The following is a 26,298-nucleotide window of genomic DNA, read 5'->3' on the forward strand; positions in this document are numbered from 1 at the left end:
CCCTACATCCGGTTCTTGGTCTTCGCAGTTGCCGTGGCCGTCCAGGGGTCTTCGGGCCAGGGATGCTTGGGGTACCGCCCACGCATCTCTGCCCGGACCTGGGCATACGGGCCGGACCAGAAGGAGGCCAGGTCGCCTGTCACCGCCAGGGGCCTGCCGGCCGGCGACAGGAGGTGGAACAGCACAGGGACCCTGCCATTGACCAGCCGGGGAGTGCTGTCCCAACCGAAGCATTCCTGCAACTTGACCGCAACAACCGGCCGAGCGTCGTCGTTGCCGTCGCTGTGATCGGAAACATCCGGGTAGTCCACGCGGATCCGTGAACCACTGGGGACTTCAATGCGTTCCGGAACAAGACTGTCCAAGCCGGCCGCTTCTGGCCACGGAAGCAGTCGGCGCAAGGGCTCTTCAAGATCAATGGACGCAACACCCCTGCCCTCAGCCAAGGCTTCCAGCTCCGGAGCCAACCAATGGTCCAATCCTGCAAGCAGCGCGGGTTCGCTGACGTCCGGCCAGGGTTCGCCCAACTCGCGACGCAGGAGGGCAAGCCGACGGCGCAGCGCGGTTGCACCGGCCGACCACCCAATCGTCGCCAAGCCGCTCTTGGCCAAGGCTTCAGCCACGGCCCTGCGGCCGACTTCCGGCGTGGGGCGCACCGGCGTTGAGGACAAAACAATGGCGCCAAGGCTTCGTTCCAACCGAGCAATGACCCGGCCGTCATCGAAGCGGGCCCGGACAACCTCGCCAAGGAGACCGGGAGCCGTGGCGCGGGCCAATTCTTCCGATAACGGGGCTGCCGAACGGATCACGGCACCAGTCCCGGCGGCATCGCGCCCTTGGGCCCGGGATACCTCCGCCACGGCCAGCCACTGGTGGCCGGCCAGCGAGCTGCCCGCCGGGAGGCCGGCCCGGGTTCCGGACGTCAACAGGTAGGTAGAGCCTTCGCCCGGGACCTGCCTTGCGATGCGGTCAGGAAAGGCCAGCGCGACGATGAAACCGGGCACCTCTGCCCGGCCGGGTTTCTGCGGAGGCACCAGATGGACGTTCGTCGACGCCTCCCGGAGCGTGAGCGTTTCCAACCTCCGGACCTCCTCGGCAAAGCGTTTGGCGGCAGGGTCGGTTCCGTGGAGGGAGGACAGCAGTTTGACGAGGTCTGCACCCGGTGCCCTCTGGTCGCCCGATACGAGGGCCACAGCCTCGGCTGCTGCCTTCCGGCCCACCGCCGCTGATCCATCCAGCAGTGCCCTTGCCAGCCGGGGATCAACCGGCACCAGGGCCAGCGACTTGCCGAGGTCCGTAGCGAACCCGTCAGCACTGATCGCGCCCAGCTCCCGCAACACCTCCACTGCATCGTCAATGGCCGCGGCAGGCGGCTGGTCCGGGAGTGCCAAACCCTCTCCTCGCGGCGAACCCCAACACGCCAGCAGCAACGCCGCACCGGTCAGGTCGGCGACGGCGATCTCCGGGGTCTGGTGGGCCGGCGCGGCGGCAAAGGCCTGCTCGTCGTAGCAACGCACGACCCTGCCGGGACCTTGCCGCGCGGCACGGCCGGCGCGTTGCTCCGCCGACGCCTTTGAACAGGACACCGTCACCAGGCCGGACATCCCCCGCGCTGCGTCCCTGCGTGGCTCGCGGGACAGTCCGGCGTCTATCACGAGGCGCACGCCCGGAACGGTCAGGGAGGACTCCGCGAGGGCCGTGGAGACGATGATCCGTGGCGTGCCGCCGGCCGGCCGGCCTGACACAGCCCTGTCCTGCTGCTTGGGGGCAACCTGACCGTGCAACTCCAGTACTTCGGTCCCGTGACGGGCCAGGGAGCGGAGCCTCGCAGCCACCTCGTTCACCTCGCGGGCGCCAGGGAGGAAAACGAGGGCATCGACGAGCGGATCGCCGTCCAGCGCCTCTGCGTGTGCCGTTGCGGCGGTGCGCGCCACGTGGTCCAGGAATCCGGGCGAGACGCCCCGTCCGTCGAGGCGCGGAGCGGGAGACGGAACCCAATCGACGGTTAGGGGGTGGAGGGCGGAAGGGCAGTCCACCACGGGTGCGGGCGCACCGTCTTCGGCGGTCCGTCCCAGCAGGGTTGCAAACCTCGGCGCATCCACGGTTGCTGACATGGCCACCAGGATGAGGTCCCCGCGCAGTTCACGGACCTCGGCCAGCATGCCAATGAGCAGATCCGTTTCCAGGCCCCGCTCATGAATCTCATCGAGGACAACGGCCTGGACGCCGTCCAGTCCCGGGTCCTTGAGCAGACGGCGCATGAGGATTCCGGGGGTGACGAATTCCACCAGCGTTGCCGGGCCCGCCGTCGATTCTCCCCGGACGGTGTAACCCACACGGGCTCCCTTCGATGCGCCGGCCCGGCTCTTCGCATCCGGGGAAGCCTGCGCATCCAGGGCAGCCAACCGACGGGCAGCCGAGCGCGCCGCTACCCTCCTGGGTTGGGTCACGATGACCCGCGGTCCAGGCTCACCACGCCCGGATACCAGGTTTGCAACCAGGGGCGGCACCAGCGTGGTCTTGCCGGTGCCCGGCGGTGCCTGCACTACTGCCATGCCGGCGTCGTCCGAACGTGCCAGGGCCGCTGCCAGCGCGTCCAGGGAAGCGCCGAAAACCAGGCCCTTGCCCATGGCGTCCAGGTTGAAAGTCACCAGACCATTCTCCCCGGCATTCCAGCCACTTGTTTCCATGCTGGTTGACACGCGCAGGCCGGGCCGCCCCGAATCGGGCGGCCCGGCCTGTTGTCCAGCAGTTGTTATGCGATGGTGGCAGCGTCGATGACGAAGCGGTAGCGGACGTCCGAAGCCAGCACACGCTCGTAGGCTTCATTGATCTTCTCTGCGGGAATGACCTCAATCTCGGCACCCAGACCGTGCTCGGCACAGAAATCGAGCATCTCCTGGGTTTCGCGAATGCCGCCGATGGCCGAGCCGGCGAAGGAGCGGCGTCCGCCGATCAGTGCCCCGGCCCTGACAGGAAGCGGTTCAGCGGGTGCGCCCACGTTGACCAAGGTGCCGTCAAGTGCCAGCAGCTGAAGGTAGGCGCTGATGTCGATCGAGGCACTGACAGTGTTGATGATCAGGTCGAAGGTGCCCGCGAGTTCCTCGAACGTAGCGGCATCGCTAGTGGCGTAATAGCTGCTCGCGCCGAGCTTCAGGCCATCCTCCATCTTCTTCAGTGACTGCGAAAGGACGGTGACCTCGGCACCCATGGCGTGTGCAAGCTTGACAGCCATGTGTCCCAGGCCGCCCAGGCCAACCACTGCCACCTTCTTCCCCGGGCCGGCGTTCCAGTGGCGCAAAGGCGAGTACGTCGTGATGCCCGCACACAGCAACGGGGCGGCAACGTCGAGCTCCAGGCCTTCCGGGATGGAGACCACGAAGTCTTCGTTAACAACGATGTGGCTTGAGTAGCCGCCCTGGGTGATCGAACCGTCGCGGTCGACTGATGCGTAGGTGCCCACGTTGCCGTTCAGGCAGTACTGCTCCTCCCCGGCTTGGCAGTTGGCGCATTCCTTGCAGGAGTTGACCATGCAGCCCACTCCTACGCGGTCACCCGCTTTATGTTTTGTCACTTCGGAGCCAACCTCGCTGACGATGCCGGCGATCTCGTGGCCGGGTGCCAGCGGGTACTGCTGCGGGCCCCATTCACCACGAACCGTGTGGATGTCCGAGTGGCAGATGCCTGCGAACTTGATATCGATTCGGACGTCGAACGGTCCGACTTCACGGCGCTCGATAGTGGTCAGGGCCAGGTCGCCGGTGGCCGAGGGTGCAGCGTATGCGGTAGCGGTAGGCATGTTTCTCCTGCTGGTCATAACTTTGTGGATGATTCCATCAAACCTGACTTTTTCCGCCTGAGGGAGTGTCTGTTGAAACTGGGACCGGGAGTCCTACCCACGTTCAGCCACGCTCCAGGTCTCCGATCTTGCGTTCCAATGCGAAGCGTTCGGCCGCATTGGAGCACTTGTCCAGGGCGGCAAGGAGGGCCTTCTTGGCTTCTTCCCGACGGCCAAGGCGTGTCAGCAGCTCACCGCGGATTGCCGGGACAAGGTGGGAACCGTTCAGGGCACCGCTTCCTTCAAGTTGGTCCACCAATTCCAGCCCGGCTGCGGGACCGGAAGCCATGGCGACGGCGACGGCCCGGTTAAGTTCGACGATCGGAGACGGTGCAAGCCGGCCGAGCGCCTCGTAGAGAATGACGATCCGAGGCCAGTCGGTGTCCCCCGTTGTCCTGGCGATGGCATGGCATTCGGCGATTGAGGCCTGTAAACCGTACGCGCCGAGCCCCCGGCCCGCGGCCAGGGCCGTGGTGAGTGCCGCCCTTCCGCGGCGTATCGCGGACTGGTCCCACCGCCGTCGGTCCTGGTCTTCCAGCAGGACCGGGTGTCCGGCGGAATCCAGCCGGGCAGGAAAGCGTGCGGCGGTCAACTCCATCAACGCCAGCAGGCTGAAAGCCTCCGGTTGGGGTACCAGCCGGACCAGGACGCGGGCCAGCCGGATGCCCTCATTGGCCAGGTCCGTGCGCATCCATGCCTCACCGCCACTGGCGAACGACCCCTCGGTGAATATCAAGTAGAGAACCTGCAGCACCGAGCCGAGCCGGGACGGCAGTTCCGATGCTTCGGGAACCTCAAAGGGAATATGGGCCGCGGCCAGCGTCTTCTTTGCGCGGGTTATGCGCGCCTGAATGGTAGCAACCGGAACCAGGAAAGCTTTGGCAATCTCATCTGTCCCCAAGCCACCCACCACGCGGAGCGTCAGCGCAATGCGGGATTCCTTGGACAGGACGGGGTGGCAGGAGATGAAGATCAGCGCCAGCACGTCGTCGTCGACGGCGACAGGGTTGAACAGCGCGTCCATGGTTGGATCCTCTTCAGTGAGGCCATTGGCCAGCAGCGCTAATTTCCCGTCCCCCGCGGCGCGCCTCCGGAACGCGTCAATGGCCCGACGCCGACCCGCGGTGAGGAGCCAGCCGACAGGCTCGGTGGGGACGCCGTTGACGGCCCAGGACACCAGGGCTTCGGCAACGGCCTCCTGGGCCAGATCCTCCGCAAGCGGAAAGTCCCCCGTATAGCGCGCGAGGGCGCCGACAATGCGTGCGGATTCACTTCGCCACACTGCCTCGACGGCGGCCCTCGCTTGGTTATTGCCCACCCGGATGGCCTCTCGTGCAGCCCGTGGGGGCGGCTAGAGCTGTCCGGTCTGCTCGCGCCACGCGCGTTCCTTCCTGATCCACTCGTTGTCCTGCGGAAATTCGTCGATGCTCGGAACGCGGCGGATCTCGGTTTTGGTGCCGGCGGTCATTGGTGCGCGCTTGGCCCACTCGATGGCTTCCTGCTTGGAGGCGACATCAAGGATGTAGAAGCCGCCAAACAGCTCCTTTGTTTCGCCGTAGGGGCCGTCCGTCACTACCGGTGTCTCGCCGGTGAAGTCCACCACCACGCCCTCATTCGGGTCATCGAGGCCCTCGGCAGCCAGCAGCACGCCCGCACGGATGAGCTCGTCATTGAACTTGCCCATGGCTTCCAGCATCTCGTTGAAGTCGGCTTGCTGGAAGTTCGCAAGGGACTCGTCAGTTGCCCGCATGATCAGCATGTATTTGGCCATTTCAATCAATCTCCTTGGTTTCGGAAGGTCGCTCTCCGACCCTCTCACTACTAAGTCGAACGGATCGAGGGTAAATCGACACGGGAGCCGAAATTCTTTTGACAGACGCAAACAGGATCCCCCGGCTCGTGCGGGGGATCCTGTCTACCGTGCGTTGTTGCTGTAGCTGTTTCTAGCGGCCTCCGCCTCCAATGACTCCGGAGTTGACGGCTTTGGTTACCGCGTCCGCTTCGGCCTGCGTGAGCTTGCCTTCGGATACGGCCTTATCCAGCCTCGCCTTTAGTTGGGCCGCCCGGTTAGCCTGGGCTTCCGAGCGGATCTCGTCGAGGGCGGAGGTGACTTTGGACTCGTCGACGCCCAATGCGGACGCCAGTGACTTCGCCAGGGCGGCTTCCCGTGCCGTGCCGTCCGGCTTGGCGCCTTCGGTGCCTTTTGACGGACGCGTGGTGGGCTTGTTGGCTTCACGGAACGACTTCAGGGCGTCGGTGACCTTGGCCTGGTCAACTCCCAACTTGGTGGCCAGCTTCGAAGCCAGCTGGCCGCCGCCGTCGCGCCAGTGCCCGCCATGGCGGCCCTGGCCGTCGGCCTGGGGTGAACTTTCGGTTGACGATGTTGCACCGGGCGTCGGCGTAGTGGTGGCCGAGGCGACGCCCGTGATGCCCAGGCCGGCGCCCAGGGCCAACGCTCCAGCGGTGACGCCCAGCGTGATCTTCTTCGTTTTTGACATATGCCTCTCCTCACTTTGCAGCCAGGAACAACTGCTTCCCGCCGCCGAGCGGCGGGTGACGTGCGGACAGCCGGTTAGCGCCGTCCAACTTTCAGTTTGAGTCCCGTACCCAAAACCAGGCTGTCTCCAAGCTGTAGTTTTCCTGTGAAACCGGCGGCCACGCGGTGATTCCCCTGGCAACAACGCCGTCCCAACCAAGGTCTAACCGGTGACTTCAGCCCTTGCTGTCCAGCGCTTCCAACAATCTCTGCACGGCCCCGCCGAGGTTCCATTCGGAGCTCAACTGCTGCAGCTCTTTCCTCGAGGCTCCAGGGACGGGCTTCAGCGTGGCACCGGCCTGTTCCAAGCCGGGGATGTCCAGGTCGCGGGCCACTTTCACCACAGCCGGTGCCACCTTCAGGTAGTCGGTCGCGGCAGCCAGCTTGGCCTTCACCCCGGCGGACAGGCCGCCGTCGGGATCCTCGGCCGCCTCCAGAAGCCCTTCGAGCGATCCATGTGTGGCAAGGAGGGATGCTGCGGTCTTTTCGCCGATGCCGGCGACTCCCGGCAAACCATCCGAGGAGTCGCCGCGCAGCGTCGCGAAGTCCGCGTATTGTTGCGGCAGGACGCGGTACTTGCCAACAACTTCCACGTCCGTGAGGACCTCAAGGTTCCGCATGCCGCGTGCTGTGTAGATGACCCGGACGCCACGCGCGTCATCAACCAACTGGAACAGATCGCGGTCGCCGGTGACGACATCCACGGGCATGGTTGCCTGGCTCGCATAGCTGCCGATCACGTCGTCGGCTTCGTGGTCGTCAACGCCCACGACGGCGATGCCCGCGAGGTTCAGCACGTGGCGGATCAAGGGAATCTGGGCGGTGAGGGACTCGGGCACCTCCTCGATGTCCGGACCACCGGCCACCGTCCGCGCCACCCGGTGGGCCTTGTAGCTGGGAAGGAGGTCCACCCGCCAGTTAGGCCGCCAGTTGTTGTCCCAGCAAGCCACAAGGTGGGTGGCTTGGTAGTCCGTAGCGAGCCTGGCGATCATGTCCATCAGCCCGCGGACGGCGTTGACGGATGTCCCGTCGGAACGGCGGATCGTGTCCGGGACACCGTAGAAGGCGCGGAAGTACAGGGAAGCGGTGTCCAGGAGCATGAGGCGAGGCATACCTGATCCTGACACGGCTCTGCTTCATTCCCCGTATTTCTGCAAAGGGTCGTTAAAGCTCCGGGGACTTGAACCGGAATGTGAGCCGCATTACGATTAGTTGAGCGATAATCGAACGTGGTGTTCTATTATCGAACACGCCTATTCATCTCAGTTAGTTACCCACAAAGAAGTGAGGAAAGCCCGTGCAGTTCCACCACCACGGTTATGTATCCGGTGACCCGCGAGTAGAGCCGGCAGCCGGCGTCGGTATTGACCGCCCGGAGGCCCTGCCGGACGAGGTCGACGTCCTGATCGTGGGTACGGGCCCGGCCGGAATGCTGACAGCAGCCCAACTTGCCCAGTTCCCTCACATCACCACACGGATCATTGAGCGGCGTCCGGGGCGCCTCGCTATTGGCCAGGCCGATGGGATCCAGGCCCGCAGCGTGGAGACGTTCCAGGCGTTTGGTTTTGCCGAGCGGATCATTGCCGAGGCGTACCGGATCACCGAAATGGCGTTCTGGAAGCCGGACCCGTCGGACCATTCGAAAATTGTCCGGGCCGCTCGCGCCGTGGACGATCCAGCGGGAATCAGCGAGTTCCCGCATTTGATCGTGAACCAGGCCCGCGTGTTGGACTACTTCGCGGAGTTCGCGGCCAACTCCCCGGCACGGATCAAGCCGGACTACGGCTACGAGTTCGTGGGCTTGAAGGTCTCGGGCGAGGGCGAGTACCCGGTTGAGGTGACGCTTCTTCACACCTCCGGCGCGGAGGAAGGCCAGCAGCGGGTTATCCGTGCCAAATACGTTGTTGGTGCCGACGGCGCCCGCAGCAAGGTCCGCGAATCCATCGGCTGCCACCTCGCCGGGAACCAGGCAAATCACGCCTGGGGTGTCATGGATGTCCTAGCCGTGACTGACTTCCCGGACATCCGGACCAAGTGCGCCATCCAGTCCGGCGAGGGCGGCAGCATCCTGCTGATTCCCCGCGAGGGCGGACACTTGTTCCGCATGTACGTGGACCTGGGCGAGGTCGCTGCCGATGATCACGGCGAGGTCCGCAAGACCACCATTGGGCAGATCATCGCCAAGGCCAACGACATCCTCCACCCGTACACCCTGGATGTCCGCAACGTCGCCTGGCACAGCGTGTACGAAGTCGGTCACCGCCTCACTGACAGGTTCGACGACGTCCTGCCGGACGAACGCGGCATCCGCACCCCACGGGTGTTCATCACCGGCGACGCCTGCCACACCCACTCCGCAAAAGCAGGGCAAGGCATGAACGTCTCCATGCAGGACGGGTTCAACATCGGCTGGAAACTCGGCCACGTCCTCGAGGGCCGGTCCCCGGAATCGCTGCTGGACACCTACTCAGCCGAACGCCAGGTCGTGGCCAAGAACCTGATCGACTTCGACAAGGAATGGTCCACCCTCATGGCCAAAAAGCCCGAGGAATTCAAGGACCCCACCGAACTAGAAACCTTCTACACCAGCACCGCCGAATTCCCCGCCGGCTTCATGACCCAATACGCCCCCTCCATGCTCGTTGCCGAAGCCACCCACCAGGGCCTCGCCACCGGCTTCCCCATGGGCAAACGCTTCAAATCCGCACCAGTACAGCGAGTCTGCGACACCAACCCCATGCACCTGGGCCACCACGCCAAAGCCGACGGCCGCTGGCGGATCTACGTCTTCGCCGACACGGCACAGGCGGGTGCCCCCGGTGCCGTCGCGGACCTGGCCCAGTGGCTCGAAACCGCACGTGACTCACCGCTGGCGGCGACGCCGTCGAACCTTGACCGCGACGCGTGGTTCGATGTCAAGGTCATCTACCAGCAAGACCACACCGGCGTAGACATCACTGCCGTCCCCGCGGTCTTCAAACCCACCGTCGGGCCCTTCAAACTCACCTACCTCGAAAAGGTCTTCGGCACGGACCCCGGCAACGACATCTTTGAACAGCGCGGGCTCAGCCGCGACGGCGTCGTCGTGGTGGTCCGGCCGGACCAATACGTCGCCAACATCCTGCCCCTGACGGCAACGGCAGAACTCGGCCAATTCTTCGCCGGCCTGCGTCCGGCGACGCATGGCGCAGCGGTAGAGGATACCAACCAACTCAGCCACGCCTGACACTGCCGCAAGAGTCTGGTTTTTGCTTCGGTCCGGGCGTACAACGGGCGTATGGGCTACGGGCCGGGTAGGTTCCTGCTGGTCCTTATGCTCAGCACTTGGTTCCTTGGTGGTTGCACGGCCGGCGCACCCGGGCCGACGCCTTCGCCTGCCCCGCCGGGAACCACGGAACCTCTTGAACGAACCATCCTGCACTTCATGGAGGAGGGTGCGACCTCTGTTGTGGTCCAAGTGAGATGGCCGGGCGGGGAATGGTCCAAAGCCTATGGCGTACGCGACCTCGACACTAACGACCCCGCCCGTCCCCAGGACCGCTACACGGCCGCCAGCGTCACCCAGTCGATGGTCGCGGCGGAGGTTCTCAAGCTGGTTGACGAGAAGCGGCTGGAGCTCGACCGCCCGGTCAACGCTGATCTTGCCCGCCTCGTCCCGGCTTTGAAGCCACCTGGGGACGTGACGGTTCGTGAACTCCTGAACCACACATCGGGACTGCCGGATTTCCGCGACGCACTGTACCGGGACCTGCCGGTCAGGGATGTCCTGGAGAAGCAACTCACGCCGGGCCAGGGCTTGATGCTGGCGGCGAAGCTACCGTGGCAATCGTTCAACAAAGGGTTCTTCAACTACTCCGAGTCCAACTACCTGGCCCTGGGGCTATTGATCGAGGATGTGCGCGGTAAACCGCTTGCCGAGGTGCTGCAGCAAGACATCTTCACAGCGCTCGGCCTGGGCAGGACTTCGCTGGGCAAGCAGGACCGGCAAGCCCGCGACAACCTGCACGGATATGTAACGGTGGGGGCCAGCCGCGAGGACGTTACGCAAGCTGAATACCTTGTGGGCTCCCCCGCGGGCGGCTTGGTATCCACTACCGCCGATACCAACGGGTTTTATCGCGCTCTCCTGTCCGGCCGCCTCCTTCCGCAGCCCCTGCTTGCCGAGATGAAGAATACGGGCCTGGGGAGCCACGGCCTCGGACTGCAGCGATTCAGCATCAGCTGTGCGTCGGGGTACAGATTCGGCCAGACCGGCGACGTCGCCGGCTACCTCACTTCCTCGGTCAACAGTGCCGACGGCGGCACCCAGGTTGCGATGGCCATGGCACTGCCACCGATGCCGGCTGACACCGACGCGGCAGAAGTGGCAGGCCGGGTGGGGTTGTATTCGTCGCAGATGGTGTCAGCCTCCCAGGAAACCCTGGATAAGTTCTGCCCGGATTCCAGTGGCGGGCGGCCTTCAACGGGACGAGAATAGGCACGTGGCCCACCCTCGCGCAGAAGGCAGCGGCGACACCCTGAACGATGCCGCCCGCAGGATCCAGCGCGTCTACCTGACCTTGACGCTCGGCAACACCATCGCGGCGTCCTTCATCTGGGGCATCAATACCCTGTTCCTGCTGGACGCAGGGCTCAGCAACCTGGAAGCGTTCGCCGCCAATGCGTTCTTCACAGCCGGGATGGTTTTGTTCGAAGTCCCGACCGGGGTGGTCGCCGACGGGTGGGGACGCAGGACCTCGTTCCTTCTGGGCACCGTCACGCTGGCGGCCTCCACGTATCTGTACTACGTCATGTGGCAAATCTCTGCGCCCTTCTGGATGTGGGCTGTGGTGTCGGTCCCGTTGGGGCTGGGCTTCACTTTCTTCTCAGGCGCCGTGGAAGCCTGGCTGGTGGACGCCCTCCGTTTCACGGGCTACGAGGGCGGTCTGGAACAGGTCCTGGGGCGCGGCCAGATGGTGCAGGGCTTCGCCATGCTGGTGGGCTCGGTAGCCGGTGGCATCATGGCCCAGGCCACCAACCTGGGAGTTCCGTTCCTGGCACGCGTTGCGGTCCTGCTGGCAATGTTTATTGTCGCCTTCCGGCTGATGCACGACGTCGGCTTTGCACCTGAGCGGGCAGGGCGCCCCTTGGCAGCCACGCGGGCGGTTCTTGCCGCCTCCATCGACAACGGCCTGAAAAATCCGCCCGTACGTTACGTGATGTTGGCCGCTCCCTTCAGTGCCGGCGTCGGGATCTACGTCTTCTACGCACTGCAGCCGTTCCTGCTGGAACTGTTCGGCGACCCGAAGGCGTACTCCGTTGCCGGACTGGCGGCCGCGATCGTGGCAGGCTCACAGATCGTCGGCGGTTGGCTCGCACCGCATGCGCGCAACCTCTTCCACAAGCGGACGTCCGTGCTTGTCCTGTCCAGCGTGACGGGGGCAGTCATCCTGCTGGTACTGGGCTATACGCGCATTTTCTGGGTTGCCTTGGTGTTGCTGGCTGTTTGGGCCATGGTTGGCTCGGCCGCCACCCCGGTCAGGCAGGCCTACGTGAACGACTTGATCCCCTCAAAGCAACGTGCCACTGTCCTCAGCTTCGATTCGCTCATGGGATCCAGCGGGGGCGTGGTGGTACAGCCGCTCCTTGGACGGGGAGCCGATCTCTACGGCTATCCTGCATCGCTGGCAATGGCGGGCCTGATCGAACTGTTCGCGGTCCCGTTCCTGCTGGCGAGCCGCAAGCAGGCAGCAGCCGCGGACCGGGCAGCAACAACACCTTCCGGCCCGGGGCGCGAATCGATCGCGTGAGGGTAGATCCGGCCCTACTTGCGCCCCGAAGCGTGTTTTACGCAATAAGCAGTCCATGGCCTGGCCTCAAGCCTGCCCTCGGGTATTGCATCGCCACAAACAGCACAGGTTCCATAGGTACCGTCGTGGATGCGGGCCAGCGCCGCGTCGATCTGCTCCAGGCCCAGTCGGCTCTGGTCCAGGAGCGCCGAGGCCTGCGAGAGCTCGAAGGCTATGGTGCTGCCTTCGGGATCGTGTTCATCGTCGACATTCGAGTCAATGCGGGCGGCGCTGACAGAGGAGATATCGCTGCGCAGGGACGCAAGGAGCGTGAGCTTCCGGGCCCGCTCCTCCTCGAGCAGGATCCGGAAGCGCTGCGTGTCAACCATGGATCAGAGTTCCACCGTCCCGCTTTCGCCAACACTCATGCGTGAATTGGTGACCTTCGACTTGACCCACTGGATTACCGTCGCGGCAGTGCCACCCGGGCTGCTCCAGTACTCCGCGGAGTCCGAGTCGACGCGAAGCAAACATACTTCAGGCGTTTCGGGACCGTCCGGGAACCATGCCTCCACGGCCTGATTCCACATGTGGCGGATCTTTTCACGGTCGGTGACTACCTCCGCAGTGCCCGCTACGGACACCCACTCGGTGTTCTTGCCGAATGAGACATTGACCCGTGGATCGGCCCGGACATGCGCTACCTGGGAAGTGCCCAAGCCCGTGAAGAACCACAAATCACCGTCGTCCCGGACGTCCTGAACCGCCAGCGGACGGCTGACCAGGGCCCCCTCCCCATCCAGGGTTGTCAGCATCCCGATCCGGGAGTGGTTGATGATGTCCGTTACTTTGCCGATGCCTTGCTCTTCAGCCATGCGTTCGCCTCTTTCAGCCTGCCGTCCAAGGGACCATCCCCACTCGCCAGCCTATTAGTAAGCTTCCTTATTTTCTAGTTGTCCGAAAATTCCGTGGTCACTCAGGAGCGTGCGGGCGGCGGTCCTTCAATGATGCTGGGGATGTATTCCAGTAGCTGCGAACGGCCGTCGAAGGTTCTGCTTTCCACCAGGTCCAACGCGATGTCCGGATAGCCATCGTAGATTCGTTCACTCCCGGTACGGCCTGTGATCACGGGAAACACCACCAGGCGAAAGCGATCCACGAGGCCGGCCGAGAGCAGGGACCTGCCAAGGCTGATACTGCCAAGGGTGCTCAAAGTTCCCCCCCGTGTGCGCTTCATCTCCTTTACCTTCTCCACGGCGTCTCCGCGCACCAGCTCCGTGTTGGGCCACGCGGGAGGCTCCTTAAGCGAGTTGGAGAAAATGACCTTCGGCATTGCGGCGAGGCCCGTCAGGCTGGCGCCCTCCTCTTCGGAAAACTCCGAAGCCTGGTCCGCCGCTTGCTGCGAGAGGCTGGACATCACGCGGTAGGTGTTGGCGCCCATCAGCAGGGTGTAGTCTTTTTTCCCTTCTTCCTCCAACCAGGCAAGATACTCCGGTCCCTCCAGTCCCCACCATCCCGGCCAGCCTTCTCCCGAGGCGTAGCCGTCCAGTGTGATGATCAGATCCACCATCAACTCGGCAGACGTCTTTTCTGACTCGGTCTGGCTCACGGTTGGCTCCTTCAATGACGTGTTGCCCGGCTGGTGGCGGCCATGGTAACGCTGAGGGAAACAGACCTTCAAGGGGTTGATGCCGCTATGTTCCTTGCCCGGATTGTGCGCCGGCCACCTTCCGTGCGAGGTCTATGCGATTCGCAGCCCCGGCCTTGCGCAGGACGCTGGAGATGTGTGAACTGACAGTCTTTTCACTGATGAAAAGAGCCGTGGCAATTTCCCGGTAGGTCTTACCCGCCACAAGGTGCTCCAGGATGACAGCCTCCCTCGGAGTCAAGGACCAATGGGCAGGGGCTGTCGACGGCCTTCGGGCAGCTTCGCTCGCCAACGGTATGCGCGAGCGATCCGCCAGGACCCTGAGTGCGGTCTCGACGGGTGTGGCTTGAAGTTCGCGGGCCAACGCCAATCCCCTCTTCAGGATCTCTACCGCATTGCCCTTCCCCCGCCCTCGCAGAAGGATCGTTTCGGCAGCGCGCTGGCAGGCATAAGCTTCCTCCCACGCCAGGGAAGCTTCCTTGCAGGCATCAGCGGCCAGAACCCAGATGCCCGTGGTACCGCCTTGATTCCTGGCGCGTCCAATCTCCGCGTCGTACAGCATGTTGAAGGCCTTAATCTGACTGGCATACAGCGGTGTCAGCGCGCCTGCATCGGTCAGCACCACTGGAAACCGTTCTTTCAGATCAGCTGCTGCGTCCAGAAGTGCGGCCGTAGGCAGGTCAGAGTCTCTGGCGTCCTGAACCATGTCGGCCAAGGCCCTTGCGGCCAAAGGGAGCAGCCACTCGCACATCGTAGGAGGCGGTCCGGGCCGCGATGCGGCCGCCACAGCGACATCCAAGGCATCGCTGGAACGGCCGGCAATCACGTTCAGTTCGGAGCGGACTGCTGCGAAACCGAGGTTTACGAATGCGTCGCTGTCGCGGTTCACCTCCTCCGCCCTTCCGAGATGCGCGAAAGCATCCTGTGTTCGTCCTTGCAGGGCGTCCAAGCGCGCCATGGTGAGCCGGCCGCTAACATCGCCCATCGGCCCGGGATCAAAGCTGACGGCCGTTCGCAAGGCCACTTTGGCGTCCCGCCACGAACCCACGGCCAGGAAACTTGCCGCCTCGTCCGCAGCGATTTTGGACATGAACGAATGTGGAGCCCGAGCCTGTGCCAGTTCCTCGCGGGCAGAGCGCATGATCTCCCCGTATTTCCGGCTGACCCAGCCCTCCTCCGCATTGCCCAACCAGGCCACAGCGTGGCAGTAGGCCCAGTAGTCGCCTCCCGTCAGTGCTTCAGCTGCTGCCTCACGGGCCAATCCCACTGCGGGACGGGGATCGCCCGCAAAAACCCGCTCCATGGCAGAGGCAGTCAGGGCAAAACTGAGCGCCCTGTGGTCACCGACGCGTCGCGCCAAGGACACTACGTCGGAAGTGGAGGGAACACCACGGTATTGGTCCTTCCATAGGCGGACGTGGATCGTTTCAGCCGAGGCCAGGACGTACTGCCAGCTCAGCGGGTCGCCTGCAGCCAACTGCCCGGCCCTTACCACGTCAGCCAAATCCAGGAAGGACTCCCCCACCGACATTCGCAAGTGCATACGCCGCACCAAGAGCGCGGCCACGCCGAGTGGCTCGCGCGCCGGGTCGGCGAGGGTAAGCAAAGACTCGATGGCCCGCAGTTCAGCGCGGAAGTCGCCGGAATTGAAGGCAGCTGTCCGGACACGTTCCCAAAGCTCCTTCATGTCCTTGGGTGCTTGGCGGGCCCTGCTGTGCAAGTCCACGGCCCGCTCCAACAGCTCGAGTGCTTCCGGCCATTCCCCATTTGACTCACGGTGGGAGGCGGCAACGAGTGTCCAGCGGAGGGCCGCGTCCCAGCGGCCGCAGTTGAAGTAGTGGTTCGCAAGTGACTGGGATGCCTGTGCGTCTCCGGTTTGGCTGTCCAGTGCTTCCTCATACACCCTGGCGAACGCAGCATGCCATTCCAGCCGGTCTTCGGCAGCGGTTTCCAGCTCAAGCACTTCCGGAATGAGGGGATGGCGGAACCAGTATGTACCATCGCGTTCCAATTCCACGATGCCTGCGGCCATCGAAGCATCCAGCTCGTGGCGAATCTGGATTCCCGGGATGGAGGCCTTCGCCACCTGGGCGAACCTGGATAGCGGCGCAGGATTGCCGCCCAGGGCAAGGATCTGGGTTAATCGACGTCCTTCCGTAGACAATCCCTGCCATGACCGGAGCACGGCGTCGCGTAGGTCCGCAGGGAACCCAGTTGGGAGGCGGCCATCGCGCACGTCCAGGCCCTCCACCAAGAGTCTGGTGAAGTATGGATTACCGGCAGAGTGGCCGAAGATTTCCGAAACCAGGGACTGCGCGGGCTGGTAACCCAGTAGCGATGCAATCTGGTTTGCGGAGGCCGGGCGGTCGAGGGGACCCAACCGCGCCAGCGAGACGTTCGGCAGCCGCTTTACGTCCGCTAGCCAGCCTTGAAGGGGGCAGCCGTCAACCACGGCTTCCGAGCGTACGGTGCCCACGATTCCCAATGGGCGGTCTACAGGCCCAGCGATGATAAACATCAGCATGTCCAGGGTGTCCGCGTCGGCCCATTGAAGGTCGTCGATAGCAAGCAACAGGGGCCTTCGTGCGGTGACTGATTCGATCCACTGGTCGATGAACTGCGGTGCTTCGGTTCCAACCGCCCCGGGACTGAAGGGCCGCGGCGAAGCGAGGCTGTCCGCGGAGCGGAAGGCGGAGCGCAACGCGTGGTAGTGGATGTCCAAGGATTTCAATGGCAGTGCGGCTCCGGCCAGAACGGCGTATTGGTCCGGAACTGAGGCCCGGACGGCGGCGACCAAGGCAGTTTTGCCAATGCCTGCATCTCCAAGCACCAGGATGGTCCTTGATGTTCCGTCTTTGAGCCCCTCGAGTTGCCGGACCAACTGCGCGAGCTCTTCCTCCCGGCCCACCAAGCGCGGGGCGTCCTGTCCGGCCAACACCGTCATTCCTCAAGACTGGCACTCTGAAGCCCTGAGGGAAAGTCCACGTTCTTCCAGCAAATCCAAGGGTCCAGCTAGCTTTTCCAAGGACCCATTCCTGATGTTAGGACAGCACGCGCAGAGGAGAGTGAAGGAGTCGTTGCAAAAGAAGTCGAAGGGACCTCAGCCATGGAAACGCTCACTCTTTTGGTATCGCGTCTAGGTGCCTGCGCGGTGGTGCTGGCCTCAATCGTTGGCGCCTCAGCCGACGACTCGGTGGCGAAAGAAGCAGGAATCTCTACGTATGTTGACTGCCCCCAGGAACGCATCGGGACGCAACTGGTCCGCTGTGATGTCCTGACTGGCACGGGTGCTGATGCTCCGTTCTGGATCCCCGAACAGAGATAGCCGGGTACCAACAGGCCCTCCCCGGCCAGGCATTCACCACGCCCCGCCGGACTCTGGTCCGGTGTAAGGATCGTTGCTAGCGTGGCGGCATGACTCCGTCCAAGACCCCGGCAGAGATCCTTACCGTTGGCGACGAGGAAGTCCGCGTTTCAAGCCCGGACAAGATCGTCTTTCCAGTACCGGGGATCACCAAACTCGACCTGGTCCGCTATTACCTGGACGTGGCGGAGGGCGCCCTGCGGGGCGCCGGCGGAAGGCCAATGGTCCTGAAACGATTCCCGAAGGGCATCGACTCCGAGCCGTTCTTCCAGAAACGGGTCCCGGACAACCACCCGCCTTTCATCGACACGGCTACGCTGCGCTATTCCTCCGGAACTTCTGCGGAGGAAGCCGTCATCCGGGATGCCGCCGGACTGGCGTGGGTGGTCAACCTGGGGTGCCTGGACCTCAACCCGCATCCCGTGCGCGCAGAGGACCTTGACCATCCCGATGAACTGAGGATCGATCTGGATCCCATGCCCGGAGTGGACTGGTCGCAGATCATTGATGTTGCCTACGTAGCCCGGGAAGTTCTTGATGATGCCGGGTTGGTGGGATGGCCCAAGACCAGTGGATCACGGGGGCTGCACATCCTGGTGCGCATTGCACCGGAGTGGGACTACCGCCAGCTGCGATTGGCCGCGGAAACGCTGGCCCGGGAAGTGGAGAACAGGGCTCCGGGCCTGGCTACGGCACGGTGGTGGAAGGAAGAGCGCGGTGAGAGCGTGTTCGTTGATTTTAACCAGAATGCCAAAGACCGCACCGTGGCTTCGGCCTATTCGGTCCGCCCGCTGCCCGACGCCCGGGTCTCAACTCCTCTCAGTTGGGAGGAGGTGTCCCGGGCTCGTCCGGAGCAATTTACTGTCCTGACCGTTCCCGCGCGCTTTGCCGGCGTGGGCGATCCGCATGCCGGAATTGACGATTCTGCGGGCAGGCTGGATGGGCTCCTGGCCCTCGCTGAGGAGCTTGGCCCGGCCGAGAAAGCCCCACGGAGCGGCGACGGTACGGGACGAAGGAAGTCCGTGATGCCGCTCATTGAAGTGGCGCGGACCATGACAAAGCCCGAGGCCCTTGCCGCCCTGGAGAAATGGAAAGATCTCCATGGCGACGTGGTTCCGGAGCTGCATCCCGCCGATGTGCTGGTGGATGGGATGCGCGGTTCCAGTTCGCTTTGGTATCGCGTGCGGGTCAATCTTCAGCACATACCCGAGGTGAAGCGTCCCGTCCAGGAAGAACTGATCGCCGATTATGATCCCTGGGCGGGCAAGGAGTGGCCGGGCAGGCCGGGCGCCTGAGGCTGCCCGGCCTGGAGCCGGGCCCTGCCTACCTGCGCGGGATGTTGCGGAGGTTGCTGCGAGCCATGCTGACTGCCTCCCCCGCACCACGGTTGAGTACAACCTTGGACATTGCCGTAGCGAACCCAACGACCTGGGAGCCGGAAATCTTCGGTGGAATGGACAGCGCCTGCGGATCGGTGATGAGCTCCACCAGGGATGGCCCGGGGTGTGCGAAAGCCTCCCGATAGGCGGATTCGATGTCTGCGGGGTCGGTGACCCGCACCGCATGGAATCCCAGGGCCGCGGCAACTGCGGCGTAGTTTGCATCCGGCACATCAACGCCGAAGTCCGGCAATCCATCCACCAGCATCTCCAGCTTGACCATGCCCAAGGTGGAGTTGTTGAAGACCACCACCTTCACGGGGAGCCTATGGGCGGCTACCGTGATCAACTCGCCCAGCAGCATGGACAGTCCACCGTCACCGGAAACGGAGACAACCTGGCGGCCAGGGTAGGCCAACTGAGCGCCAATAGCGTGGGGAAGGGCGTTTGCCATGGACCCGTGAAGGAAGGAGCCGATCAGCCTTCGCGTCCCGAGCGGATTGATATAGCGGGCGGTCCACACATTGCACATGCCGGTATCGGCCGTGAATACCGCGTCTTCGGCGGCTACCTGGTTCAGCAGGGAAGCAGCGTATTCGGGGTGGATGGGTTGTTTCTTCTCAACCTTGCGGGTGTAGGCGCCCACCGCTTTGTTCATCAGCCGGTCGTGCTTCTTGAGCATCTGGTCAAGGAACTTGCGGCTCGACTTGGCCTTAAGCAAGGGCATCAAGGCGGCCAAAGTCGGCAGCACGTCGCCATGGACTGCAATGTCGACGTCGGTCCGCCGCCCCAGCCGCTGTGCGGCGTGGTCAACCTGGGCAGTACGGGTATCGGGAAGGAACTGGTCATAGGGGAAATCGGTGCCTAGCAGAAGCAGCAGATCGGCGTCTTCGATGCCCTCGGCCGCGGCGCCATACCCAAGAAGCCCTGTCATGCCGATGTCGAAGGGGTTGTCGTACTGGACAAAATCCTTGCCCCGAAGTGAGTGGCCAATGGGGGCCTTCAGCAGTTCCGCCAAAGCAATCAGTTCGCCGTGGGCACCCTCTACCCCCGCTCCGGCGAAAATGGCGACCTTGCCGGCGTCGTTGATCGCATCGGCGAGTTCCTGGACGCTGGCCGGGTCCGGGACCAACAGGGCCTGCCGGAATGCCGCCGGAAGGGGCGTTGGCGCCGTCGCATCAAGGCCGGCGATATCGCCAGGAAGGGTCACTACGGACACGCCGCGCAGCGCCAGGGCACTTTGGATGGCACTGTGCATGACGCGCGGCGCTTGCTCGGCCGTGCTGATGAGCTCCGAGTACACCGAACATTCGTTGAAGAGCCGGTCAGGGTGCGTCTCTTGGAAAAATCCACTGCCAATCTGTTTGCTGGGTATGTGCGAGGCGATCGCCAGTACAGGCGCCCCTGTCCGGTTGGCATCATAGAGGCCGTTGATCAGGTGCAGGTTGCCCGGACCGCAGGAGCCGGCGCAGACGGCAAGTTTTCCCGTGAGCTGGGCCTCGGCTGCGGCAGCGAATGCGGCAGCTTCCTCGTGCCGGACATGGATCCAGTCAATACCGCCTTTCGCCGCGCAGCCAGTCTGCCGCACGGCGTCCACGATCGGATTCAGGCTGTCGCCCACTATCCCGTAGATCCGCTGCACACCCGCAGCCTGGAGTTGTTCAATGAGCTGCGTGGCTAGTTCCTTGGCCATGGTCCGGGCTACTTCTTTTCCGTCAGGGCCGAACCCTTGTGGGCGGCCAGTGCACCTGTTTTCCCGGACTCCACCACGTACTGCGGATCGTCTTCGCTGGCACGGTGCAGGTTGCCGTCCAACTCGAAATCGCTGGTCTTCTTTTCAACGATCTTGCCGTGGGTCTTGCCCTGGGAGGTATTCCATTCCACGCGTGTTCCCTTGCTTAGTGCCATGCCAGCTCCTTTATTGTTGCTGCTCTGGTTTTCCGGGCGCACCACCATAGTAAGCAGGGTGACAATGTGCCGGGCCGCGTTGCTTCCTCCTCCGCACCGAGTGTCTTAGTCTGATGCAACTGCCACACGACTGCGACGGCTGAACCGCCGCGCCCGAAAGGAGAACCATGTGGATCTGCGCCACATGCGGCGTTGAACGGGACGAGCCGCTGCCGGTTCTCTGCCCTGTCTGCGACGACGAACGGCAGTACGTTGTGGAAGACGGCCAACGATGGGTCACCCTTGACGTGCTGGAATCGTCCGGACAAAGAATCACCATGCATGAGAACGAACCGGGACTCTTCGGGTTGCGGACCGAACCCAAGGTGGGGATCGGACAAACCGCCCAGTTGGTGGTCACAGCCGCCGGGTCTTTGCTGTGGGATCCCCCGGGCTACGTGGACGACGTCACGGTGGAAGCGATCCTCGGGGAAGGGCCTGTCCTGGCCATCGCGGCGAGTCACCCGCATATGTTCGGCGTTCAGGTTGAATGGTCGAGGCGCTTGGGCGGCGTTGCCGTCCTGGTGGCAGAAGCGGACCGGGAGTGGCTGGGCCGTGACGATCCCGCCATCAGGACGTGGTCGGGCACCGCGACCATCACCGATGGACTGATTCTTCACCAGACCGGAGGGCATTTTCCGGGCAGCGCCGTAGCCCACTGGGCTGCTGGAGCGGAGGGCCGCGGAGTCCTGTTGACCGGAGACAGCGTCTTCCCCAATCCGGACCGTCGCTCCGTTGCCTTCATGCGCAGCTACCCCAACCACATTCCGTTGTCCGGGGCTGTGGCGCTTCGCTTGGCCGAACAATTGAACCAGCTGGAATTCGACCGGATGTATGGCAATTTCAATAATGTGATCGCCGCCGACGCCAAGGCAGTACTGCGCGAATCGGCCATCAGGCACTCAGCCTGGGCCCGCGGCGATTACGACCATCTGACCTGAGGGTCCGAAGCAATATCCACCATCAGAGGTAGTCCGTTGCGTGATCGCGGGCGATCTCGAGCAGTGTTGAATGGAAGGCAACCTCCGCCGGGGCATAGACCTTGTCCTGGCGCTGGGCCAGGAAGACCCGTCGCAGCGGCGCATCCGGGCCCAGGCCAATGACCTTTACGTCCGGATGCTGAAGGGCCACGGCGGTCTTGGGGACAAGCGCAACACCCATTCCAACACTCACCATGGCCTGGGCTTCCTGATAGTCGTTGGCCAGGAAGCCGATGGAGGGCTCGAACCCGGCCGCCTGCGCTGATCGTTGCAGGACTTCGACAACCGGATGCGCCTCAGCCCGGACGATCCAGGATTCCTTGCGCAGCTCTTCCATGCCTATCTGGTCCCGTTCGGCGAGGGGGTGCGTCCGGGAAACCAGCAGCACCGTGCTCTCCTGGAAGACTTCCGTAGTCCGGATGCTGTCATCGTGGAACCGGCTCCACGGGTAATCCCAGAGAAGGCACAGTCCGGTGACTCCTGACTGGAGGTCGCTCACCAGTTCCTCGAAGCGGGCACTTCGAAGCGCCAGCCCGATAGCAGGGTATCTCTTTTTGAAAGCGCGGATCACCAGGGGAAGGAACGAGCCCGCAAGGGTGGGAAACGTACCCACCGTGAGGGAACCCCGGCGCAAGCCCGCGATCTGATCGAGGTCGGCCTGGGCAGCGTTCATCTGCGCCACTATCTTCCGGGCATGGGCCGCAAGCATCTGGCCGGCCTCCGTGGGCACCACTCCCCTGGAGCGTCGGTTGAGCAGTGGCTGGCCCACTTCCTGCTCCAGTTTGCGGAGTTGCTGGGACACAGCCGACGGCGTGTACATCATCAAATCGGCTGCAGCAGTGATTGAACCCTGCTCCACCACCTCCACCAGCAAGGCAAGCCGCCGAATATCAAAAAGGCTTTGATCCGAATCGTTAAGCACTGCTTCACCCTTCTGTTGAGGTGGTTCATTCTATGCATTCTCTAAGCCTATTCAGCAATGACAGGCTTGTCAGAGGGGGTCCAGCGCCAGTTCGGGCTGGACCTTGGCCCTTTATTCGTAATGAATTAAGCATCCCTACATCCCCCGCAATTTATCCGACATTGTCTTCATCTGTGATCTGGATCAATCTCGAAGTGTGCCCCTGAACACGTCGGGACACAGAGAGCAAGGAAGAGATCATGAAGATCGAAGCTGACTGGATGCGAGGAGGCACCAGCAAGTGCTGGGTGTTTGTGACGGCGAACCTGGCCGAAACCGGTACCAGCCCGGACGTGTTGCTTCCCCGCTTGTTCGGCAGCCCGGACCACCGCCAGATCGATGGCGTGGGCGGGGCCACCTCCACAACAAGCAAGGCCATGATCCTCAACCGGCCCGTCGATGACGACATCGACGTCGAGTTCACTTTCGCCCAGGTAGGGATCGAAGAGGCCGCAGTGGACTGGGGCAGCAACTGCGGCAACTGCTCAGCGGTGGTGGGTTTGTACGCCATTGAAAAAGGCTGGGTAGTTCCCACGGGTGACGTCACGAAGATCGTCACCCGCAATACCAACACCGGGCAGATCATCATTCAACGGGTGGACACACCCTCGGGCGCCCTGCCCATCACACCGCAGGCGAACATGCCCGGTGTGCCGTTCCCGGGCTACCAGGTAGGCCTCGGATTCCAGGATCCCGAGGGGAAGACCACAGGCAAGCTCCTGCCTACGGGATCGGCCACGGACACAGTCGATGCCAACGGCACCACATGGAGGGTCTCCATGGTTGATGCCGGCGCGCCGGTCGTTATCCTCCGCGCCACGGATTTCGGGCTTGACCCTGAAGATCATGGCGGCTGGTCCCGGCAGGTGGAACCGCATCTGGCAACCCTCGACGTGATCCGTCGCGAAGCGGCTGTCCGGATGGGGCTGGCAGCAACGCCTGCCGAGGCCGCGCGGGCCATTCCCAAAGTGGCACTTGTGGCCGGCCCCGCAGACACGGACATGGAAAGCGACGCCAGCGTCATGATGCTTTCCATGGGCAAGCCCCACCCCGCGCTTGCCATCACCGGAAGCATCGCCCTCACCCTAGCCGCCCGGACCGAGGGAACCGTCCTGCATGAACTGACAGGAGCCGTGCCGGCTGTCCTGCGCCTGCGGACACCGGCCGGAATGATCGAAACCTGGAGCGAACAGCAGGGTGGATCACTTCTGGTCGGCGTCGACCGCACTGCCCGCACTATCGCAAACACCACCATCCATTTGCCCGAGACGCTCGACAACAACGTCGGCGCCTCCCTTGCCGGCGCCACTCGATGAAGAGAGAGCATCATGACCAAGATCGCAGAAAAGACCCCGCCACGCACCGCCCCTGAAGACATACAAGCGCGGCCCGGACGCCGCCGTCGTATCCTTCTGGTGACGGCTGCCGCCATCGCCCTCCTGGGCCTGGCCGCCCTCCTGTTCGGAGGAACCCTGGTCAACCCCTCGGCCGCCGCGGGATCGGAGTCGACCATGACCGCCACGCAGATCATCCCGCTGGTGATCCTGGTCATCATGTTTGTAGTGGCTACCAAGTGGCCCCTCAACATCGGTGTGATGGGGCTCGTTGCCTCCTTCGGCGTCGGCTATTTCGTGCTCGGCATGTCGGACAAGGAAATCCTCGAGGAATTCCCCGCGAGCATCGTCCTGACCATTATCGGTGTCACGTACTTCTTCAGCATGGCCCAGCGCAACGGGTCGATCGACATCATCGTCCAAAGTTGCGTACGGATGGTCAGGGACAAGACCATGCTCCTCCCCTGGGTGTTCTTCCTCATGGCAGCCGCCCTGACCTCGTTGGGAACCTTCTCGCCCGCGGCCGTTGCCTTGCTTGCTCCCGCCGCCCTCGGCCTTGCCTACGAGTCCCGGATCCACCCCGTGTTGATGGGTGCCTTCGTCATCAACGGCGCCCACGCCGGTGGCTTCTCCCCGCTGTCCGTCGCCGGCGTCCTGGTGCATGACATCGCCCACAAAAACGGCTTCCCGATCGATCAGGGCGCACTGTTCCTGGCGAGCTTCGCTCTCAACTTCATCCTGTCCGCGCTCACTATCGTGCTCTTTGCCGTCTTTGGAAAGCTCCGCGACAAGCACGCCAACGAGTATGCAGGACTCGAAACCCCGCGCATCGGCCGGCCCAGCGGCCAGCAGTTGTTCACGTTGGCGCTGATCCTGGTGATCCTTGTTTGCACCCTGGGCTTCCGCATGCCGATCGGATTCGTTGCCCTGTCAGCCGGCCTGCTCCTGGCTTTCGTCAATATCAAGGAACACAAGACCTTCATCGGCGGCATCTCGTGGTCCACCGTCCTGTTGGTGGCCGGCATGATCACCTACGTTTCCCTGCTTCAGCATGTGGGTGTCATCGACACCCTCGCTGAAATGGCCTTGGCACTTGGCGCACCCCTGTTGATCGCGCTGGTCCTCTGCTATGTCATCGGTGTCGGATCCGCATTCGCCTCCTCCACGGCTCTCCTGACGGCATTCATCCCCATGGCCGGTCCACTGCTCGCAACCAGTTCCCTCAGCGCATCCGGCACTGTCGCGGCACTTGCCATTGCTGCCACGGTCGTAGACGTGTCGCCGTTCTCGACGGACGGGGCTCTGGTTGTCGCCAATGCACGCGACGCCGACCGCCAGCGGGTTTACCGCCAGCTCATGATGTACGCCGGCGGAGTGGTCCTCGTGGCTCCCGCACTGGCTTGGGCGCTGCTGGTACCCACGGGCATCATGTAGGCATCACGAACTGCCGGATCCAACGTCCGGCCGGCGTAAGGTAACCTGCAACTCCACCGCAACAGGAAACCCGAAAGACGGGGCAGGCGGACCATACGCACCAAAGGCAGGGTAGCCCACGCGGCTGCCCTGCCTTTCCTGCTGGTACCAAGTAGGCGAAATGGCGGGGGTGAGTACACGAAGGGTAGCAACGGCCGCGAGGTCCCCCACGATTCGAGTACCAACTACTCGGGTCTGGTGATCCACCGCACGGTTAACTGTTTCAAGGAAGCACGGTCAGCCCCAAGCATCACCGGGATTCCCTACCCGCACCGGCGGTCTCCCTCAGCCGGTGCACCGGCCGTCGCAAGGCGGTCCGGCCCTGGACGAAGCCGGTGGCGACAGAGTCTTCTGAGACCGAGACTCTCCCCCCAGCCGCCACCGGCTTCAAGGCCGGGCTTCGCTTGCCGACCAGGACTTCGTGGCCCAGGCGTCCAAGGAACTCGCCCAGAACAGATGCACCCAGAAAGAGGCGATGGAAATCCTTGTGCAGGCCTCCTCGCACCGGAACATCAAGCTCCGCGACCTTGCGGCATCCATCGTGCGGAACGCCGGTGGCGGGCCAACACTGACTCACTTCACGTGAGCCGGAGAAACCGCAGGCTAGTTCGGAACCTCCAGCTGGAATCCGCATTGGCACCGGAGCACGCTGGTGCCAACGTTCACGGCCACGGCTTCCTCCTCCGGGTCCTCGGTGGACAGCGGAGCGTAAATGCTTTTGGTGTTCGAGCCGACCACGGGCATCGCCTCTCCGCAATGAAAGTACTGACCGCCGAATCGCAGCAGCCCTTCCAAGGACCGTGACTTGTTCATGATCGCCGCCACGTCACGGAACCTGGCCGCATGTTGGTAGTTGCCCTGGCATTTCCGGCACACATAACCCACCAGGACCTGCAGTTCACCCGGATGCGGGGGCAGGGATTCGATCGATTCGATCGCAACGTTCTCGTTGGACCCGCAGTGCAGGCATCCGAGGGGCCGGATATCCTGGGTCAGCTTGGGGAGGCTTGGACCACTAATACGGTGCATGGTGGCTCCGGTGTGTCGACGGTGCTGGCCTGTCAGGGTCT

The 26,298-nt window shown here is 63.5% G+C and carries 22 protein-coding genes and 1 pseudogene; 9 read left to right on the forward strand and 14 right to left on the reverse strand.

The window, feature by feature from the left end:
• Nucleotides 1-2: 2 nt before the first annotated feature.
• From hrpB to ACIPY2_RS04925, 6 genes are all read right to left on the reverse strand, one after another.
• Entirely contained in the window at nucleotides 3-2,630 is a 2,628-nt protein-coding gene (gene hrpB / locus ACIPY2_RS04900) for an ATP-dependent helicase HrpB (RefSeq protein WP_400265740.1), read from the reverse strand.
• Nucleotides 2,631-2,755: 125 nt separating this feature from the next.
• Complete coding sequence (locus tag ACIPY2_RS04905) at nucleotides 2,756-3,799, reverse strand: NAD(P)-dependent alcohol dehydrogenase (RefSeq protein ID WP_400265255.1); 1,044 nt, start codon at nucleotides 3,797-3,799, stop codon at nucleotides 2,756-2,758.
• A 103-nt stretch (nucleotides 3,800-3,902) separates the two neighbouring features.
• Nucleotides 3,903-5,156, reverse strand: a complete 1,254-nt coding sequence (locus tag ACIPY2_RS04910; RefSeq protein WP_400265256.1) for an RNA polymerase sigma factor — start codon at nucleotides 5,154-5,156, stop codon at nucleotides 3,903-3,905.
• 33 nt (nucleotides 5,157-5,189) lie between these two features.
• Complete coding sequence (locus ACIPY2_RS04915; RefSeq protein WP_400265257.1) at nucleotides 5,190-5,609, reverse strand: YciI family protein; 420 nt, start codon at nucleotides 5,607-5,609, stop codon at nucleotides 5,190-5,192.
• 172 nt (nucleotides 5,610-5,781) lie between these two features.
• The gene (locus tag ACIPY2_RS04920; protein WP_400265258.1) at nucleotides 5,782-6,336 is read right to left on the reverse strand and encodes a hypothetical protein; all 555 of its coding nucleotides are present in this window, start codon (nucleotides 6,334-6,336) and stop codon (nucleotides 5,782-5,784) included.
• Between the two features lie 214 nt (nucleotides 6,337-6,550).
• Nucleotides 6,551-7,486: a 5'-3' exonuclease H3TH domain-containing protein gene (locus tag ACIPY2_RS04925; protein ID WP_400265259.1), complete on the reverse strand. Its 936-nt coding sequence runs from the start codon at nucleotides 7,484-7,486 to the stop codon at nucleotides 6,551-6,553.
• Nucleotides 7,487-7,671: 185 nt separating this feature from the next.
• On the opposite strand from ACIPY2_RS04925, the gene ACIPY2_RS04930 reads away from it, so the two are divergent.
• From ACIPY2_RS04930 to ACIPY2_RS04940, 3 genes are read left to right on the forward strand one after another with little or no spacing between them, the layout of a single operon-like run.
• Complete coding sequence (locus ACIPY2_RS04930; RefSeq protein WP_400265260.1) at nucleotides 7,672-9,600, forward strand: FAD-binding monooxygenase; 1,929 nt, start codon at nucleotides 7,672-7,674, stop codon at nucleotides 9,598-9,600.
• Between the two features lie 51 nt (nucleotides 9,601-9,651).
• The gene (locus ACIPY2_RS04935) at nucleotides 9,652-10,851 is read left to right on the forward strand and encodes a serine hydrolase domain-containing protein (protein WP_400265261.1); all 1,200 of its coding nucleotides are present in this window, start codon (nucleotides 9,652-9,654) and stop codon (nucleotides 10,849-10,851) included.
• Between the two features lie 40 nt (nucleotides 10,852-10,891).
• Nucleotides 10,892-12,163 (forward strand): MFS transporter, encoded by a 1,272-nt coding sequence (locus ACIPY2_RS04940; RefSeq protein WP_400265741.1) that lies wholly within the window; start codon nucleotides 10,892-10,894, stop codon nucleotides 12,161-12,163.
• Nucleotides 12,164-12,177: 14 nt separating this feature from the next.
• On the opposite strand, the gene ACIPY2_RS04945 is transcribed toward ACIPY2_RS04940, so the two are convergent.
• The 4 genes from ACIPY2_RS04945 to ACIPY2_RS04960 form a co-directional block, all read right to left on the reverse strand.
• Complete coding sequence (locus ACIPY2_RS04945) at nucleotides 12,178-12,531, reverse strand: TraR/DksA family transcriptional regulator (RefSeq protein WP_400265262.1); 354 nt, start codon at nucleotides 12,529-12,531, stop codon at nucleotides 12,178-12,180.
• A 3-nt stretch (nucleotides 12,532-12,534) separates the two neighbouring features.
• Nucleotides 12,535-13,017 carry a pyridoxamine 5'-phosphate oxidase family protein gene (locus ACIPY2_RS04950; protein ID WP_400265263.1) on the reverse strand — a complete coding sequence of 161 codons (483 nt, stop codon included), beginning with the start codon at nucleotides 13,015-13,017 and terminating at the stop codon, nucleotides 12,535-12,537.
• A 101-nt stretch (nucleotides 13,018-13,118) separates the two neighbouring features.
• Entirely contained in the window at nucleotides 13,119-13,712 is a 594-nt protein-coding gene (locus ACIPY2_RS04955) for a dihydrofolate reductase family protein (protein ID WP_400265742.1), read from the reverse strand.
• Nucleotides 13,713-13,836: 124 nt separating this feature from the next.
• The gene (locus tag ACIPY2_RS04960; protein WP_400265264.1) at nucleotides 13,837-16,734 is read right to left on the reverse strand and encodes an AAA family ATPase; all 2,898 of its coding nucleotides are present in this window, start codon (nucleotides 16,732-16,734) and stop codon (nucleotides 13,837-13,839) included.
• A gap of 162 nt (nucleotides 16,735-16,896) precedes the next feature.
• Between ACIPY2_RS04960 and ACIPY2_RS04965 the strand changes: the two genes are divergently transcribed.
• Nucleotides 16,897-17,115 carry a hypothetical protein gene (locus ACIPY2_RS04965; protein WP_400265265.1) on the forward strand — a complete coding sequence of 73 codons (219 nt, stop codon included), beginning with the start codon at nucleotides 16,897-16,899 and terminating at the stop codon, nucleotides 17,113-17,115.
• Nucleotides 17,116-17,204: 89 nt separating this feature from the next.
• The gene (gene ligD / locus ACIPY2_RS04970) at nucleotides 17,205-18,449 is read left to right on the forward strand and encodes a non-homologous end-joining DNA ligase (protein ID WP_400265266.1); all 1,245 of its coding nucleotides are present in this window, start codon (nucleotides 17,205-17,207) and stop codon (nucleotides 18,447-18,449) included.
• 28 nt (nucleotides 18,450-18,477) lie between these two features.
• Here ligD and ACIPY2_RS04975 read toward each other — a convergent pair whose 3' ends face one another.
• Nucleotides 18,478-20,226, reverse strand: a complete 1,749-nt coding sequence (locus ACIPY2_RS04975) for a pyruvate dehydrogenase (protein ID WP_400265267.1) — start codon at nucleotides 20,224-20,226, stop codon at nucleotides 18,478-18,480.
• 8 nt (nucleotides 20,227-20,234) lie between these two features.
• Entirely contained in the window at nucleotides 20,235-20,441 is a 207-nt protein-coding gene (locus tag ACIPY2_RS04980; protein ID WP_400265268.1) for a DUF2945 domain-containing protein, read from the reverse strand.
• 167 nt (nucleotides 20,442-20,608) lie between these two features.
• On the opposite strand from ACIPY2_RS04980, the gene ACIPY2_RS04985 reads away from it, so the two are divergent.
• Nucleotides 20,609-21,421: a hydrolase gene (locus ACIPY2_RS04985; protein WP_400265269.1), complete on the forward strand. Its 813-nt coding sequence runs from the start codon at nucleotides 20,609-20,611 to the stop codon at nucleotides 21,419-21,421.
• 22 nt (nucleotides 21,422-21,443) lie between these two features.
• Here ACIPY2_RS04985 and ACIPY2_RS04990 read toward each other — a convergent pair whose 3' ends face one another.
• Nucleotides 21,444-22,382: a LysR family transcriptional regulator gene (locus ACIPY2_RS04990; RefSeq protein ID WP_400265270.1), complete on the reverse strand. Its 939-nt coding sequence runs from the start codon at nucleotides 22,380-22,382 to the stop codon at nucleotides 21,444-21,446.
• 239 nt (nucleotides 22,383-22,621) lie between these two features.
• Between ACIPY2_RS04990 and ACIPY2_RS04995 the strand changes: the two genes are divergently transcribed.
• The 3 genes and pseudogenes from ACIPY2_RS04995 to ACIPY2_RS05005 all read left to right on the forward strand — a co-directional run.
• Nucleotides 22,622-23,737, forward strand: coding sequence for a PrpF domain-containing protein (locus ACIPY2_RS04995; RefSeq protein ID WP_400265271.1), 1,116 nt, complete (start codon nucleotides 22,622-22,624; stop codon nucleotides 23,735-23,737).
• 12 nt (nucleotides 23,738-23,749) lie between these two features.
• On the forward strand, nucleotides 23,750-25,189 hold the full coding sequence (locus ACIPY2_RS05000; RefSeq protein ID WP_400265272.1) for an SLC13 family permease: 1,440 nt from the start codon (nucleotides 23,750-23,752) through the stop codon (nucleotides 25,187-25,189).
• Nucleotides 25,190-25,634: 445 nt separating this feature from the next.
• A pseudogene (locus ACIPY2_RS05005) lies at nucleotides 25,635-25,814 on the forward strand (ANTAR domain-containing protein); the annotation flags it as partial.
• Nucleotides 25,815-25,831: 17 nt separating this feature from the next.
• Here the strand turns inward: ACIPY2_RS05005 and ACIPY2_RS05010 are convergent.
• Nucleotides 25,832-26,257, reverse strand: coding sequence for a hypothetical protein (locus tag ACIPY2_RS05010; RefSeq protein ID WP_400265273.1), 426 nt, complete (start codon nucleotides 26,255-26,257; stop codon nucleotides 25,832-25,834).
• Nucleotides 26,258-26,298: the final 41 nt, after the last annotated feature.

The organism is Paenarthrobacter sp. NPDC089675 (genome assembly GCF_044749185.1).
GTDB lineage: Bacteria > Actinomycetota > Actinomycetes > Actinomycetales > Micrococcaceae > Arthrobacter.

What these genes read in the sequence shown, in the direction of transcription:
- hrpB (WP_400265740.1), bottom strand. Translation starts at nt 2,630, where the DNA reads ATGGGCAAGGGCCTGGTTTTCGGCGCTTCCCTGGACGCGCTGGCAGCG.
- ACIPY2_RS04905 (WP_400265255.1), bottom strand. Translation starts at nt 3,799, where the DNA reads ATGCCTACCGCTACCGCATACGCTGCACCCTCGGCCACCGGCGACCTG.
- ACIPY2_RS04915 (WP_400265257.1), bottom strand. Translation starts at nt 5,609, where the DNA reads ATGGCCAAATACATGCTGATCATGCGGGCAACTGACGAGTCCCTTGCG.
- ACIPY2_RS04920 (WP_400265258.1), bottom strand. Translation starts at nt 6,336, where the DNA reads ATGTCAAAAACGAAGAAGATCACGCTGGGCGTCACCGCTGGAGCGTTG.
- ACIPY2_RS04925 (WP_400265259.1), bottom strand. Translation starts at nt 7,486, where the DNA reads ATGCCTCGCCTCATGCTCCTGGACACCGCTTCCCTGTACTTCCGCGCC.
- ACIPY2_RS04935 (WP_400265261.1), top strand. Translation starts at nt 9,652, where the DNA reads ATGGGCTACGGGCCGGGTAGGTTCCTGCTGGTCCTTATGCTCAGCACT.
- ACIPY2_RS04945 (WP_400265262.1), bottom strand. Translation starts at nt 12,531, where the DNA reads ATGGTTGACACGCAGCGCTTCCGGATCCTGCTCGAGGAGGAGCGGGCC.
- ACIPY2_RS04950 (WP_400265263.1), bottom strand. Translation starts at nt 13,017, where the DNA reads ATGGCTGAAGAGCAAGGCATCGGCAAAGTAACGGACATCATCAACCAC.
- ACIPY2_RS04955 (WP_400265742.1), bottom strand. Translation starts at nt 13,712, where the DNA reads ATGGTGGATCTGATCATCACACTGGACGGCTACGCCTCGGGAGAAGGC.
- ACIPY2_RS04960 (WP_400265264.1), bottom strand. Translation starts at nt 16,734, where the DNA reads ATGACGGTGTTGGCCGGACAGGACGCCCCGCGCTTGGTGGGCCGGGAG.
- ACIPY2_RS04965 (WP_400265265.1), top strand. Translation starts at nt 16,897, where the DNA reads ATGGAAACGCTCACTCTTTTGGTATCGCGTCTAGGTGCCTGCGCGGTG.
- ligD (WP_400265266.1), top strand. Translation starts at nt 17,205, where the DNA reads ATGACTCCGTCCAAGACCCCGGCAGAGATCCTTACCGTTGGCGACGAG.
- ACIPY2_RS04975 (WP_400265267.1), bottom strand. Translation starts at nt 20,226, where the DNA reads ATGGCCAAGGAACTAGCCACGCAGCTCATTGAACAACTCCAGGCTGCG.
- ACIPY2_RS04980 (WP_400265268.1), bottom strand. Translation starts at nt 20,441, where the DNA reads ATGGCACTAAGCAAGGGAACACGCGTGGAATGGAATACCTCCCAGGGC.
- ACIPY2_RS04985 (WP_400265269.1), top strand. Translation starts at nt 20,609, where the DNA reads ATGTGGATCTGCGCCACATGCGGCGTTGAACGGGACGAGCCGCTGCCG.
- ACIPY2_RS04995 (WP_400265271.1), top strand. Translation starts at nt 22,622, where the DNA reads ATGAAGATCGAAGCTGACTGGATGCGAGGAGGCACCAGCAAGTGCTGG.
- ACIPY2_RS05000 (WP_400265272.1), top strand. Translation starts at nt 23,750, where the DNA reads ATGACCAAGATCGCAGAAAAGACCCCGCCACGCACCGCCCCTGAAGAC.
- ACIPY2_RS05010 (WP_400265273.1), bottom strand. Translation starts at nt 26,257, where the DNA reads ATGCACCGTATTAGTGGTCCAAGCCTCCCCAAGCTGACCCAGGATATC.